The 14,262-nt window shown below is 66.8% G+C and carries 14 protein-coding genes; 6 read left to right on the top strand and 8 right to left on the bottom strand.

From position 1 onward, the window contains the following. Nucleotides 1–14: 14 nt before the first annotated feature. Entirely contained in the window at nt 15–989 is a 975-nt protein-coding gene (locus JVH1_RS13370; protein WP_009477653.1) for a D-2-hydroxyacid dehydrogenase, read from the bottom strand. Nucleotides 990–1,069: 80 nt separating this feature from the next. Here JVH1_RS13370 and JVH1_RS13365 point away from each other — a divergent pair, with 80 nt between their 5' ends. From JVH1_RS13365 to thpD, 4 genes are read left to right on the top strand one after another with little or no spacing between them, the layout of a single operon-like run. After that, complete coding sequence (locus JVH1_RS13365) at nt 1,070–1,813, top strand: hypothetical protein (protein WP_005254469.1); 744 nt, start codon at nt 1,070–1,072, stop codon at nt 1,811–1,813. A 34-nt stretch (nt 1,814–1,847) separates the two neighbouring features. Continuing rightward, nucleotides 1,848–2,588 (top strand): maleate cis-trans isomerase, encoded by a 741-nt coding sequence (locus JVH1_RS13360; RefSeq protein WP_009477654.1) that lies wholly within the window; start codon nt 1,848–1,850, stop codon nt 2,586–2,588. Beyond that, nucleotides 2,575–3,252, top strand: coding sequence for a GntR family transcriptional regulator (locus JVH1_RS13355; protein WP_009477655.1), 678 nt, complete (start codon nt 2,575–2,577; stop codon nt 3,250–3,252). Before JVH1_RS13360 ends, JVH1_RS13355 begins: the two co-directional genes overlap by 14 nt. Before the next feature lie 36 nt (nt 3,253–3,288). Next, entirely contained in the window at nt 3,289–4,203 is a 915-nt protein-coding gene (gene thpD / locus JVH1_RS13350) for an ectoine hydroxylase (protein WP_009477656.1), read from the top strand. A 41-nt stretch (nt 4,204–4,244) separates the two neighbouring features. Here the strand turns inward: thpD and JVH1_RS13345 are convergent, their stop codons facing one another. Beyond that, entirely contained in the window at nt 4,245–4,688 is a 444-nt protein-coding gene (locus JVH1_RS13345) for a MarR family winged helix-turn-helix transcriptional regulator (RefSeq protein ID WP_009477657.1), read from the bottom strand. Nucleotides 4,689–4,843: 155 nt separating this feature from the next. Between JVH1_RS13345 and JVH1_RS13340 the strand changes: the two genes are divergently transcribed. Continuing rightward, nucleotides 4,844–6,043: an MFS transporter gene (locus JVH1_RS13340; RefSeq protein WP_009477658.1), complete on the top strand. Its 1,200-nt coding sequence runs from the start codon at nt 4,844–4,846 to the stop codon at nt 6,041–6,043. Nucleotides 6,044–6,045: 2 nt separating this feature from the next. On the opposite strand, the gene JVH1_RS13335 is transcribed toward JVH1_RS13340, so the two are convergent. The 5 genes from JVH1_RS13335 to JVH1_RS13315 all read right to left on the bottom strand — a co-directional run bounded on the left by JVH1_RS13335 (nt 6,046) and on the right by JVH1_RS13315 (nt 11,831). Beyond that, nucleotides 6,046–7,017, bottom strand: coding sequence for a beta-propeller fold lactonase family protein (locus JVH1_RS13335; protein WP_043780851.1), 972 nt, complete (start codon nt 7,015–7,017; stop codon nt 6,046–6,048). Between the two features lie 52 nt (nt 7,018–7,069). Beyond that, on the bottom strand, nt 7,070–7,918 hold the full coding sequence (locus JVH1_RS13330) for an amino acid-binding protein (protein ID WP_009477660.1): 849 nt from the start codon (nt 7,916–7,918) through the stop codon (nt 7,070–7,072). A gap of 147 nt (nt 7,919–8,065) precedes the next feature. Continuing rightward, entirely contained in the window at nt 8,066–10,096 is a 2,031-nt protein-coding gene (locus JVH1_RS13325) for a neutral/alkaline ceramidase (RefSeq protein WP_009477661.1), read from the bottom strand. A gap of 158 nt (nt 10,097–10,254) precedes the next feature. Then, nucleotides 10,255–10,983, bottom strand: a complete 729-nt coding sequence (locus tag JVH1_RS13320) for an acetoacetate decarboxylase family protein (RefSeq protein ID WP_009477662.1) — start codon at nt 10,981–10,983, stop codon at nt 10,255–10,257. Next, on the bottom strand, nt 10,980–11,831 hold the full coding sequence (locus JVH1_RS13315) for an SDR family oxidoreductase (protein ID WP_009477663.1): 852 nt from the start codon (nt 11,829–11,831) through the stop codon (nt 10,980–10,982). The genes JVH1_RS13320 and JVH1_RS13315 overlap by 4 nt, the downstream gene beginning before the upstream one ends. Before the next feature lie 140 nt (nt 11,832–11,971). Between JVH1_RS13315 and JVH1_RS13310 the strand changes: the two genes are divergently transcribed. Beyond that, nucleotides 11,972–13,147, top strand: coding sequence for a cytochrome P450 (locus tag JVH1_RS13310; protein ID WP_009477664.1), 1,176 nt, complete (start codon nt 11,972–11,974; stop codon nt 13,145–13,147). Here JVH1_RS13310 and JVH1_RS13305 read toward each other — a convergent pair. Then, entirely contained in the window at nt 13,144–14,235 is a 1,092-nt protein-coding gene (locus JVH1_RS13305; protein ID WP_043783116.1) for an IS630 family transposase, read from the bottom strand. The two genes, JVH1_RS13310 and JVH1_RS13305, sit on opposite strands and share 4 nt — an antisense overlap. Nucleotides 14,236–14,262 lie beyond the last annotated feature (27 nt).

Here is a 14,262-nt window from a genome sequence, read left to right as displayed (position 1 = left end):
TTCGGGCCCTGTCTTCATCGGCTCGGTACGTACCCGAGGTGCTTGTCAACTACGTTCTCGAGCGGGTACCCCGCAACCCAGCGTTCGAAATTGTCGGTGAACACGGTTACGAGGTCATCTCGCCAGCCGGCGAAGTCGCCCGAATTGTGGGGCGTGATCGAGACGTTCGGCATGTCCCAGAGTGGATGGCCGGCGGGGAGCGGTTCCGTGTCGAACACGTCGAGCGCGGCGCCCGCGATCGTCCCCGCCCGGAGCGCTGCGACGAGGTCGTCGGTGCGGACGAGCTCACCGCGTCCGACGTTCACGAACCGGGCTCCCGGCTTCATCGCGGCGAACGTCGAGTCGCGGAACAGGTGGCGGGTCTGGTCGGTGAGCGGTGCCACCGCGATCACGTAGTCGGCGGCGGCGAGCTGCTCCGGGAGATCTTCCGTTGCGGTGACCGTCCCGAAGTCGGGGTCGGCGTTGCGTGCGGTGCGGCCCGACCCGCTGACCTTCATACCCGCCGCGCGGAGAAGCCGTGCGATCGCGCGGCCGATGGGACCGGTGCCGACGATCAGGGCGGTGCGGCCCGCGATCCGTTCGGATTCGCGGTGCTGCCACGTGTGGGACTGCTGCAGGCGCAGCGAGCCCGGCAGATCCTTCGCGAACGAGAGGATCTGGGCGAGCACGTACTCGGCGATCGCCCCGTCGAACACGCCCCGTGAGTTGGTGATCGTGACGTCGCTGTCGCGGGCCTCGGGGAACATCACGGGATCGACGCCTGCCGCGGCGATGTGCAGCCACTGCAGCGAGCCGGCGGCGTGCCAGGCGCCCGGCACCGCGTCGGTGAGGAAGTCGTAGAGGAACAGCACGTCCGCGCCGTCGAGGGCGTCGCTCAGCCCCGCCTTGCCGGTGTAGCGAACTTCGGCACGGGACGCGACGGGTGCCATGAGTTCGTCGCTCGGCAGGACGTGGGCATGTAGCACCGCGACGATCGGGTTCCGACTCACGTTGACACCGTATGAGTAACTCGTATGATTGTCAACAATCTGATAATGCTCGGGCGTGGCCGAAACGAAGGTGAGGCCTGGTGTTGGAACTGAACATTCCCGAATTCGAGGGGCCTATCGCGCAACGGGGAATCGGCATCATCGCCCCGTTCGACCTGGCGCTCGAACGAGAACTGTGGCGATGGGCTCCCCTCGAGGTGAGCCTGCATCTGGCGCGCACGCCGTACGAACCCGTGCCCGTCAGCCTGGAGATGGCCGAACTCGTGTCCGAGCGAAGACACCTCATGGCGGCGACGCGCGACGTCCTGCACGTCGAGCCCGAGGTCGTGGCCTATCTGTGCACGTCGGGAAGTTTCATCAAGGGCCTCGAATACGAGCGAACCCTGTGCGACGCGATCTGCGAGGCCGGCGCCCAGCACGCGATCACCACGTCCGGTGCGCTGGTCGAGGCGATCGAACACCTCGAGCTGAGCAGGCTGTCGGTGATCACGCCGTACGACGCCCCGCTGACCGAACGGCTTCATGCGTTCCTCCACGAGGCGGGCACCGAGGTGGTGCGCTCCGATCATCTCGGGCTCGGCGGTGGCATCTGGAAGGTCAACTACCGCACGATCGCCGAGCGGATCATCGCCGCGGACGACCCCAGGTCGGAGGCGATCTTCGTGAGCTGCACGAATCTGCCGACGTACGACGTCATCGCCCCGCTCGAGCAGGAGCTCGGGAAACCGGTCCTCACCGCCAACCAGCTCACGATCTGGGCCTGTCTCGGCCGGATGAAACTCCCCATGACGGGCCCCGGCAAGTGGCTCCGCAACGTCTTCTGACATCACCCCTCACGACACGGAAAGAGGAGAACGTATGACGAGCACGCCGACCCCCACTGTGGGATTCATCTACCCCGATCACGCCGCCGAGGACGACTACCCCTTCGCCGCGGAGATGCTCGGAGTGGATCTGCCGGTCGTGCACATCTACGGCACCGACCTGCACGCCGTGCCCGAACTACTCGACCTCGGGAGCCCCGAGAAGCTCGCAGGCGGGGCCGCACTCCTCGCCGAGGAGAAGCCGGACGCCGTCGTGTGGGCCTGCACCTCGGGCAGCTTCGTCTACGGTCCCGACGGGGCGAAGCAGCAGGCCGAGACGCTCGCCGCGACCACCGGTGTACCCACGTCCAGCACCAGTTTCGCGTTCGTCCACGCCCTGCACGCGCTGGGGATCACCCGCGTCGCGGTGGCCGCGAGCTACCCGGAGGACGTCGCGAAGCTGTTCGTCGAGTTCCTCGCCGCCGCCGGTATCGAAGTGCTGTCGATGTCGAGTGCGGGAATCGACACCGCGGCCGAGGTCGGTCTCCTCAGCCCGGAATCCGTGGTGGAACTCGCGGTGGAGAACGACCACCCGGACGCCGAAGCCCTGCTCATCCCCGACACGGCCATGAGGACGCTGGGCGCGCTGAGTACTCTCGAGCAGCGCCTCGGCAAGCCGGTCCTCACGGCAAACCAGGTGACCATCTGGGAAGGCCTGCGTCTTGCGGGCCACACGGCGGTGCACCCGTCGTTAGGAACCTTGTTCGAGAAAGGCCACAGTCATGGCTCTGACTGACCTGGAACCCGTCAGTCGTCAATCGACTGCCGAATTCATCGCGGACCGCCTGCGGGTCGCCATCATGAAGGGTGCGCTCGAACCGGGTGCACAGCTGGGCGAGGCGGAACTGGCCGCGCATTTCCAGGTCTCGCGAGGGCCGCTGCGCGAAGCCATGCAGAGACTGGTGTCCGAGGGCATACTGCACAGCATCCGTCATCGCGGGATCTTCGTGACGGAGCTGACCCTCGACGACGTCGTCGACGTGTACCGCAGCCGCTCGGTCATCGAGCGCGGGGCGCTCGAGATGATTCTCGACGACGGCCGCCGGGAAGCCACCTACCTGGCGCTCGAACCCACCGTGCTCGTGATGCAGGCCGCGGCCGAACGCGGCGACGCCGCCGCCGTCTCGGACGCCGACCAGCAGTTCCATCAGATCCTGGTGGAGAGTTCGGAGAGCCCGCGGCTCATTCGCGCGGCGAGGACGCTGCTGATCGAGACCCGGATGTGCCTGGGTGCGTTGCAGACCACCTACGACGACATCCGCGAGCAGGCGCAGGAACATGCCACCCTGCGCGAGGCGATCCGGACGGGTACAGCTGGAGAGGTGCAGAAACTGCTCGCCGAACACCTGGACGACGCCGTCCAGCGGCTCCGCGCCGACCAGAAGACTCTGTCGTCGTAGCGACAGAGAAGTAGAGGTAAGTGCCGAGGAGGGACAATGACTCAGGTAGCTGAGGTTCAGGGATACACCAACCACCACGATCGCTACCCCACTCGGATCGCCGCCGAGCCGTCGATGCTCCAACGGGCCGAACCCGCCGTGTGGGGCACACCCGCCGACGGGCCGTTCGATTCGTCGGCCCTCGCCGGACACGAGTCACGCGGCTTCACCATCATCGACAACATCCTGAACGCCGGCGAAGTGAAGTCGTGCCGGGAGGAACTCGACCGGCTGTCCCGGGACCCCGCGATGCGTGACAGCGGGCGCGTCATCTGCGAACGCGGCACCGACGAGGTCCGTTCCGTCTTCGACGTGCACCGGCGCAGCGACGTGGTCGCCGAGCTGATCCGCGACGGCAGAATTCTCGACCGCGCACGGCAACTCCTCGGCTCCGACGTCTACATCCACCAGAGCCGGATCAACTCGATGCCCGGGTTCAAGGGCACCGGCTTCTACTGGCACTCGGACTTCGAGACCTGGCACGCCGAGGACGGTCTCCCCGTCCCGCGGGCCGTCAGCTGCTCGATCACGCTCACCGAGAACTACCCGTTCAACGGGTCGCTGATGTTGATGCCCGGTTCGCACAAGCGATTCGTCCAGTGCGTCGGCGCCACCCCCGACGAGAACTACACGTCGTCTCTCGTCGCCCAGGAGGTCGGGGTTCCGCGTCGTGAAGACGTGACCCGGATGGCGGGGGAGTTCGGGATCGACCAGTTCACCGGTGCCGCAGGCACCGCGCTGTGGTTCGACTCGAACGTCATGCACGGGTCGGGGAACAACATCACGCCCTACCCCCGGTCGAACCTGTTCCTCGTGTTCAACAGTGTCGAGAACACCCTCGTCGAGCCGTTCGCCGCGGCGCGTCCGCGGCCCGAGTACATCGCGTCACGCGACTTCACGCCGCTGTCCTGACGTGAGTGGCACAGCGTGCTCCGGCACGCTGTGCCACTCACCTATGCGGGGACTTCGTGCAGGGCTCGGGCGAGATGGGCGAGCTCGGGAATGTCGGCGGCCCGATCGAGCGCCGCCTCCAGCGTGGCGTCGTGAGTGGGACGAGCCTCGTCCAGTGCGGCCCGGCCGGCCGGTGTGAGCTCGGTGTAGATGCCGCGGCGGTCGTCGTCGCACAGAATGCGGGTGAGCAGTCCGCGGTTCTCCAGACGGTTCACGAGCCTGGTCGTAGCGCTGCTGCTCAACGCCGCCGCGCGGGCGAGTTGCGCCATGCGCATGTGCCAGCCGTCCTGGCGGCTGAGGGCGTCGAGCACCGTGTACTCGACCACCGAGAGATCGTGCCCACGCTGCAGGGCGCGTTCGAGCTCCGCCTCGAGTAGCCCGTGCAGGGCCGCGAGCGTGCGCCATCCCTGCGACCGGATCTCGACGGCGTCGTCAGCGACTGCCATGGCCCACCTCCTGCGGATACGACTGCCACGTCAGAATACCAGCTTGCGCACATAGAAGGCGTGTGCAACTATTTATACCGCGTCTGCAACTAATGCAGACGCGGTATTCGAGCTAGCGCTCTTATCTCCCAGTCTGTACGGAAGGAGTGGCTGCGATGCCACTGGGTCTGCTCGCCCTCGCAATGGGCGGCTTCGGGATCGGTCTCACCGAATTCGTCATCATGGGATTGCTGCCGGAGGTGTCGGCCGATTTCCAGGTGAGCGAGTCGGTGGCCGGCTACCTCATTTCCGGCTACGCCCTCTCCGTCGCCATCGGAGCGATCGTCATCACCGCAGCCGTCACCCGCTTCGACCGCAAACGTGTGCTCCAGGCGCTGATGGTGCTGTTCATCGGCGGCAACCTGCTGTCGGCCCTGGCCCCGACGTACGAGGTCATGATGGGCGGACGCGTCCTCGCGGCCCTCTGCCACGGCGCGTTCTTCGGCATCGGCTCGGTCCTCGCCGCCGACCTCGTGCCCGCAAGCAAGCGGGCAGGCGCGATCGCGACGATGTTCGCGGGTCTGACCATCGCCAACGTTCTCGGTGTCCCGTTCGGCACGTTCCTCGGTCAGCAGTTCGGCTGGCGCTCCACGTTCTGGGCCATCACCGTCATCGGTGTCGTGGCGCTGATCGGCATCGCAACGCTGGTGCCGTCCGTGTCCCGTCCGGCGGACGCACCGGAATCCGCCGGTCTGCGTAGCGAACTGCGGGCCTTCCGATCTCCGCAGGTGTGGTTCTCGATCGCCGTCACCATCCTCGGATTCGGCGGCATGTTCGGCGCGTTCACGTACATCGCGTTCACCCTCACCGAGGTCGGCGGATTCGCCTCGACCAGTGTCCCCTGGCTCCTCGTGCTCTTCGGCGGCGGTCTGTTCGTCGGCAACGTCCTCGGTGGACGTGCCGCCGACAAGGCACTCACCCGCACGCTGATCACGATCCTCGCCGTGCTCACCGTCGTGCTCGTCGTGTTCGCCCTCACCGCGGGGAGCAAGCCGATGACGATCGTGGCCCTGTTCTTCATGGGCGCCTTCGGTTTCGCGACCGTCCCCGGACTGCAGATGCGGATCATGAACTACGCGGCGCAGGCGCCGACCATGGCGTCCGGCGCGAACATCGCCGCGTTCAACGTGGGCAACGCACTCGGGGCCTGGCTCGGCGGCATCACCATCGCCGCGGGACTCGGCTTCACGTCCCCGATCTGGATGGGTGCCGCACTGACCGTGGGTGCGCTCGCCGTTCTCGTCCTCGCCACCGCACTCGACCGTCGGCCGAAAGGTCAGTCGGTGGAGGAGGATCCGGCGGTGGTGTCGGTCTGACGTCAGCGCGGCAGCGTCGCGTCGCCCGGTGCGCGCGAGATGGTGGCGATCGTGTTCTCGTTCTGACTGGTGGCGTAGGCCCTCGCGCCGTCGGCGGAGACCGCGACGCCACCGGCGCTGCCGCCGACGGCGAGCGACGTCACCTCGGTGTTGGTGCCCGGATCGAACACGGTGACGGCCCCACCCTCGGAGTCGACGACGTACAGGGTGTGTCCGTCCGCGGTCACCGCGGAACCGCCCATCGTCCCGTCGACACCGAACGTGGCGGTCACCGTGTTGGTGGCCGCGTCGATCACCGACATCTCCGCGCCGCTCCGCACGTAGGCCCGGTCGTTCGTGGCCGTCACGGCACTGGGGTGGGAGGCGACGGGAATCGTGTCGACGACGGTCGTCGTCGCCGTGTCGATCACCGTCACCGTGTTGTCGGAGGAGTTGGTGACGTACACGTGCGTGCCGTTGGCCGCGAGCTGGATGGGGAAGGCGCCGACCGGAACCGTGGCGGTCACCGTATTCGTGGCGGTGTCGATCACGGAGACGGTGCTCTCGACGCCGTTGGTGACGTAGGCGTGGGCCCCGTCTGCGGATACCGCGACCGCCAAGGCGAATTCGCCGACCGCAATCGTGGCCGCCACGGTGTTGGTGGCGGTGTCGATCACGGACACGCTCCGGTCGGCGGTGTTCACGACGAACGCCCTCGCACCGTTCGGGGTAACGGCGATTCCGGTGGGTCCGCCGCCCACCGGGACGGTGGCGGTGACGGCGTTCGTGGCGGTGTCGATGACGGAGACGCTGTTGGCCCCGGAGTTCGTGGCGTACGTGACGGCGCCGCCTGGTGCGACCGCCACCTGCATCGGCGTCTGCCCGACGGGAACGGTGGCGGTCACGGCATACGTCGGCGCCGCACCGGCGGTGGTGGCCAGGAGGCCCAGCGTGGCGACGCCGATCGTCAGGACAGTCGAAGTGCGGGCGAACATCACCGTCGTAGTGTCTCTCGCACCGTGGCCGTCGTCCGGGATGTCCGCAAGATCACGTGGCAGGCCCGGCGAGTCCCCCCGAGTTCGCGGTCTCGCGGGTTCGCTGCGCCAGCTCGCTCAGGCGACGGGCGCGGGCGATCTCGGCCGGAGTGAACGGCTCGTCCGCCGGCCGCACGAAGACGAGCGGCTCACCCTCACCCGACGGGATCTCGACGGACGCGGCCGTGCGCGGATGGTCGCTCACGCGCGAATCGACGTACTGGGCGCCGAGAAGCTCCGCGATCGACAGGGGCAGTTCGGACGGATCGGCCGCCACCCGCGACGCCAACGTCAGTGCCTTGGTCTGGCCGTCGATCAGCGCGAGCGCCGACGCCGGCCAGATTCCCACACTGCGTCCGCCTCCGGCCCGGACGGCATGCGCGAGCGCCTCCGGCGACGTCCCGCGGCACGCGCCGACGATCAACTCGTCGAGCGAACCGCCGTCCAGGTGATGGACGTGCACCGTCAGGATGTTCGCCTCCAGCTTCGCGAGATTGTGGGCCAGCGATTCGAGCTGTCCCGGTTGGTCGCTCACCCGGACACGGATGCGCCAGAGCGACTGCCCCGTCGGGAGAGGGCCGTGCTTGCCGTCGGGCGGACCGTGCAGCCAGCCGCCGAGCAGTCTCATCGCCGACGGCTCCACCACCCAGATCACCAGCACCGTGGTGCTGACGGTCAGGACCGTGACGGTCATCAGATAGGAGACGTGGAAGTGAATGACCAGGGCATGAAGCAGTAATTCGACGGGAAAGACGGCGCACAGTTTCGCGAGCGCCAAGCGGACGCGACGGGGGTGCGGAAGCCGGCCGCACGCCTCGCACGCGTTGACATGAACTCCGGGTTCTCTCTCGGCATCGTTCATGCACCCACTGTCGTCCCGAAGTATTGCCGGGTAGTTTCATCCCACGGTCGGTGGTGTGACGGATGATCGTGAAATACGTTGGGGTGCAACGCCGATGTGGTGGGACAGACACCGCGTCACCGCGTGTGATCGGGGGCACGTGGACGGCTATCCGACCTCGAATTCGTTCGACGTCCCGGTGAACGAGGTGATCGCGCCTGCCGCGTCGCGGCTGTTGCCGAAGTGCTGCACACGGTAGCGCCCGGCGGGAGTTCCGGCGGGGACGTCCCACGTGATCCGCGCGACCGACCGGTTCGACCCGGTGCGCGTCCAGCGGTACTTGGTCGACCAGTCGCCGTCGTCGGCGTGACGCACCCAGCCGTCGCCGCCCCGGCGCTGGATCTCGAGGAACGTGCCACGCCGGCGCGGGTCGTTCCGGGGGTGGCCGGTGACGAACTCGACCGTGACCTGTTCGCCCGCAGACGCTTTCGCGGCGGGCTGGGTCAGTACGTCGCCGAAGACGCGGCCTGCCGGTGGTTCGTCGTGGTCGACGCCCGGACCGGCGTACGGCTGGAACTGCGACAGGTCGCGGGGCGCTGGGCCGCGGGGAACGTCGCGGCCGGTGCGCATCGCGTCCGCGAGCGCCGCGAATCCCTGCTGGTACGCGGGCAGCGTGTAGCGGCCGAAGAGGGTCGAGCCGCCCTCGTACTGCTGCGCGTCGTACTCCTGCGGGGTGGTGCAGTAACTCGCGTACGAGTTGGCGTAGCCCTGGAAGATCACGTTCTCCAGCGGCACACCGAGTCTGTCGGCGACGGTGCGGCGGATCCGTAGCCCGGACACGATCGTGAATTCCGCCGGGCCGCCCACCACGTACACGCCGCCGATGCGGATGATCTGAATCTTCAGCACGTGCGGAACCCACCCGTCGGGTGGCAGCAGACCGACGGCCACGAGCACGAGTTTCGGGGCCTGCGCGTCCTGCAGCCACTGCGGGATCGGAGCGTCCATCCCGCCGAGCGTGTCGACGAGCGGGTTGGTGGTGCTTTCCGGGAAGATCGGGATGGCCGGACCGTCCTCGGTGCTGCCCGCGCTCATGGCGGCCCCGACACACGCGGGGGACGTGCGATAGGTGCGGCCGTCGGGGGTGAATTCGCCGCCGACCTCCTGATTCGCCATGTCGAGGTACATGATTCGGCTGTCCACACCGCCGGTGAGAATGTCTGACGCCGATTCCCACGCCGTGCGTGCGGCCGCGACCTGCCGTTGCCCGATGATGCGGGTGTTCTCGAATTCGTCGTCGGTGGGTCCGTGGCCGGGCCGGAGGTCGAGGTTGGGGGACATGTCGCCGGTGTTCGTCTGCGCGAACGCGGCGACGAAACGAGGCTTGTCGTCGTCGAGGTAGCGGACACCTTCGTGGTCGTGCTCCCAGAAGTAGGCGGCCGCACCCTTGTTGTCGCCGGATATCAGATGGTTCGTGTTGGTGAGCGAAGCGCCGTGGGTGGGGAACCAGTTGATCGCCCCGACGTCTCTGCCGCCTTGCGTGATTCGCAGGACCCGCATCGACGTGTCGATGCCCAGGGGGTAGTAATCCCGGTCCTCGGAGGGGTTGCGGTCGAAGGCGATCCGCGAACGGTTGACACTGGCATCGGTGAGTTCGCTGCGCCCGTACGACACCGAACCTGGAGCGAGGGAATCGTGCGCTGCGGTGATCGCCTCGACGATGCCGCAGACCTCGGCGTCGAACACCTGACGATTGTGGCCGAGCACGGCGAGGTTGTAGGCGTAGTCGTGGGACGCCCCGCCGCACGCCGCGTGGGAGTGCACCGCCGTGAGCATGACGTTCCGCTCCGTGTACAGGCCGCCGTGGAGTTCCGCGAGCCGGGCCAGCACGGCGTCGTGCACGGACTGAAAGATCATGCACACGTCGACGCACACGTAGACCACGCGCTGCCGACCGGGCTCGGCGAACACGAACGCCCGCGCACGGGTCCGCTGATGCAGTCCCTCGGCGCGCTGCTCGAAGCTGGAGTACCCCATCATCCCGACGTCGGCGACCGGCCCGGTGGCGTCGGAAATGCCGACCCCGACGAGGAATTCGGAGTCGGGGTCGGGATTTGCGGCCGCCGTCCCGGAACCGAGCGTGGCGAACGCCGGAGTCAGGGCCGCCCCCGCGAGCACGCTGCGTCGTCTGATCTGCACTACCGATCGTCCTTTCGGCGGCCGTCCCCCCAGGGGTGCCACGAATTGGTCAAGCGTCCAGAACCGTAGCCGGTATTGGACCCCAGTTCGGTCATCGGCGCAACCCCCCCACGTGAGTGGCGAAGCGTGCGCGGGCACGCTTCGCCACTCACGTGCGGTCAGACGGGCTGCGCGTCCCCGAACGTCATCGTCAATTCGGGGATCCAGGACGTGACGAGTGCCCGATTCGGAAGTCCCAGCGACCGTAGTTCGTCCGCGATCGGGTGGCTGCCCAGTTTGAGCTCCGCCCCTCCGGGCCGGGAGCGGATCCCGGTCGGGTGCATGTCCCAGGTGGTGAATCGGGTGAGCCCGTCGAGGTGCGAATAGGCGGTGAGCGACGTGCCTGCCCCCGAACCCGGCACCGCAATACCCGGCTTGACGCTCAACTGTGCGATCAGCCGGCCGTCCCGGCTCACCGAACCGCGCCTGACGGAACCGGTGTGGTCGACGTCGAAATCGGCCAGGATCTTCGGGAAGCCCCAGATGCCTCGGCCGGCGGCCAGACTGAAGTCGCCGTCGACGGGCAGGCGATGAATCAGCGCACCCGCCCGGCCCCGGGCCAGCGCCTTCAGGTCCCGGGGGACCGAGGTGCTGTCGGCCCGGTGGTCGCGGACGAGGAACGCCACCCCGAATTCGTTGTACGGGCCGAGGTCGCCGTCCACGTAGTCGACGAACACGAGGACGCAGATGCCGCGTCCCGGCCGGAACTGCAGGATCTCGAGGCCGGTGTAGTCGATCAGCGACTGGGCGGCGCGGGACGGCACCGAATACATCGCCATGAACGCCGACGCGGCCCGGATCTGCACGGGCATGTCGACCTGCTTGCCGAGAACCTGGTGCGACGTCACGGCCCGACCACCCCGCGCAGACCGTCGGCGCCGAACATGGGCTCGAACATCGACGTGAAGTCGGGTCCACGACGCAACATCTGGCCGCCGTCGACGTTGATGATCTGCCCCGTGATCCAGGTGGAGTCGGGGCCGAGGAGGAACTCGGCGAGCGCGGCGATGTCGGTGACCTCGCCGACCCGTGCGATCGGGGTGTTGGCCAGGTAGTCGTCCAGGACGGGCCCGCCGTCGGTGATGAGCGCGACGAGGTCGGTGCGGGTCAGTCCGGGGCGGATGCAGTTGACGCGGACGTTGCTGGCCCCGAGTTCGTCGGCGGCGAGTTGCGTCAGGTTGTCGACACCCGCCTTGGACGGGCCGTATGCGCCGAACCAGCGGTGCGTGTTGCTGCTCGCGATCGAGGAGATGGTGACGATGGAACCGCCGCCTCCGGCGACGAGGGCCCGCGCGGAATGCTTGATCGTCAGCATGGTGCCGGTGACGTTCAGGTCCACGGTCCGCCGCCACGCGTCCACGTCGAGTTGGGTCACGGGTCCCACCGTTTCGTTCCCGCCTGCGCAGGTGACGACGCCGTGAAGCTGCCCGGTGCGCTCGGCCGCTGTTGCGACCGCGCGGATGATGTCGTCCTCGTTCGTGACGTCGGCGGTGACCGTGTCGACCGTCCCCGCGGGATCGCCGGCGGTGATCTGCTCCGCTGCGCGTGCCAGTTTCTCCTCGTTGCGACCGCAGATCGTGACGTGGACGCCGTCGACCGCGAGGGCGGTGGCGACACCCAGTCCGATGCCACTGCCGCCACCGGTGACGAGTACGGACGTCTTCGCGAGCCCGCTGCTGCCGTCGTTGGTAACCACGTACACCTCCAGGTAATAGAACTCGTGTCAATTATCGAGCCGAGGATCTGTGAACTTGCCGCTATACCACTGCGTCATAGTAGGAACACGTTCTATTATCGGGGCACGATCGGCGGGATTCAATGCGGAGGAGTGCCTCGATGACGAACAGGCCGGATTTCGATCTGATCGACGGACGGTTCTACTCGGGCGAACTCGGTGACCCGCGGCAGGCCTACGCATGGATGCGCGCCCACGAACCCGTGTATCGGGCGGACGGGATTCTCGGCGCCGCGTCGTACGAGGCCGTCCTGGCGGCCGAACGCGACCCGGAGTTGTTCTCGAACGCGGGTGGCATCCGCCCCGGGGTGGGCCCGTTGCCGCAGATGATCGACATGGACGATCCACAGCACCTGCAACACCGTCGCCTCGTCAACGCCGGCTTCACCCGTAAACAGGTGGAAGCGAAGATCGGCCGGATCCGGGAGATCTGCGATCACCTCATCGACGCCGCGTGCGACAAGGACGACGTGGACTTCGTGCGCGACCTGGCCGCGCCGCTCCCCATGGCCGTCGTCGGCGACATGCTCGGCGTGCGGCCCGAGGAACGCGACACGTTCCTGCAATGGTCCGACGACCTGATGAACGCACTCGGCAGCAACGCCACCCCGGAAGAACTCCAGGCCCAGGCCAACGCGTACCTGGCATTCAACGAATTCACGCTCCGGACCATCGAGGAGCGGCGGCAGAATCCGACGGACGACCTCACCAGCATCCTCGTGCACAGCGAGATCGACGGGCACCGGCTCAGCGACCCGGACATCGTCGGCGAAACCCTGCTGATCCTGATCGGCGGCGACGAGACCACCCGGCACGTCCTCAGCGGCGGCATGGAACAACTGATGCGTCACCCCGACCAGCATCAGCGGCTCGTGAACGACCCCGACGGCATCCCGGCGGCGGTCGAGGAGATGCTGCGCTGGTCTTCGCCGATCAAGAACATGTGCCGCACCGTCACCCGCGACGTCGAATTCTTCGGAACCGACCTGCGTCAGGGCGAGAAGATGATGCTGCTCTTCGAATCCGCCAACTTCGACGACGCCGTGTTCGACAGTCCCGAGGTGTTCGACATCGAACGGTCCCCGAACCCGCACGTCGCATTCGGTTTCGGCACCCACTTCTGCCTGGGCAACCAACTCGCCCGGCTCGAAGCGAAGATCATGTTCGAGCAACTGCTGTCGCGGCTGCCGGACATGGTGCTCGTCGACGACGGCCCACTGCGGCGTCGTCCCGCCAACTTCGTGTCCGGGCTCGAGGAGATGCCGGTGAAGCTCTAGTGTCCTGAGTCTTTAATTCTGGCGCAGTAGTGTGCGATGGAGTCGAGGATCTGGTCGGCGGTCTTGACCCAGACGTAAGGTCTGGGGTTGTCGTTCCAGGTCTCGATCCATGCTCGGATGTCTTTGTTGAGCTGTTGGACCGAGGTATGGGTGGAGCGTTGGAGCTTCTTGGTGGTCAGTTCGGCGAACCAGCGTTCGACGAGGTTCATCCACGATGAGCTGGTCGGTGTGAAGTGGATGACGAAGCGCGGGTGCGCGAGGAGCCATCGTTTGACCGCGGGAGTCTTGTGGGTCGATGCATTGTCCATCACGAGGTGGACATCGAGATCGTCGGGCACCTGAGCGTCGATCTTGCGAAGAAATGCGATGAATTCTTGTGCGCGGTGGCGTGAATGGAGTGATCCGATCACCTTCCCTGAGGCGATGTCTAGAGCAGCGTACAGGCTCGAGGTGCCATTGCGGACGTAGTCGTGACTGGCGCGTTGCGGGGTGGTGGGAAGCATCGGGAATATCGGTTGGGTCCGGTCCAGTGCTTGGATCTGAGTTTTTTCGTCGACGCAGAGCACCAGAGCCCGCTCGGGCGGGTTCATGTACAGGCCGACGACGTCACGGACCTTCTCGGTGAACAGTGGATCCTTCGACAGTTTCCACGAGTCTTGTTTGTGCGGGGCCAAACCGAACGCGCGCCACACTCTCGAGACCGTCGATTGCGAAATATCGAGATGCTCTGCCATTGATCGTGTGGACCAGTGTGTGGCATTCTTCGGTGTCGTTTCGAGGGTCGAGGTAATCAGATCCTTGATCTTGTCGTCGTCGATCGTCCGCGGACGGCCCGGGCGTGGTTCGTCGAGCAACCCGTCGCATCGGTCCTCGACGAACCTGTCGCGCCACCGCCGCACCGTGCCTCGGTTCAACCCCAACCTCTGCGCCACTTCGGTATTCGATCCACCATCGGCGGCAGCGAGAATGATTCGCGACCTTACTGCCAAACCTGCAGCGGTCTTGCGTCGCCGCGACCACCCCTCGAGTTCTACGCGTTCGGCCTCGGTCAGCACAATCTCCGTCGGTCGCGGACCACGAGTTGCCATGACCAATCTTAACAACCGATGGCTTAT

Source organism: Rhodococcus sp. JVH1 (assembly GCF_000280725.2).
Lineage (GTDB): Bacteria > Actinomycetota > Actinomycetes > Mycobacteriales > Mycobacteriaceae > Rhodococcus_F > Rhodococcus_F jostii_A.
Note: the sequence above shows the minus strand (reverse complement) of the source record. Positions and strands in the feature narration are given on the sequence as shown.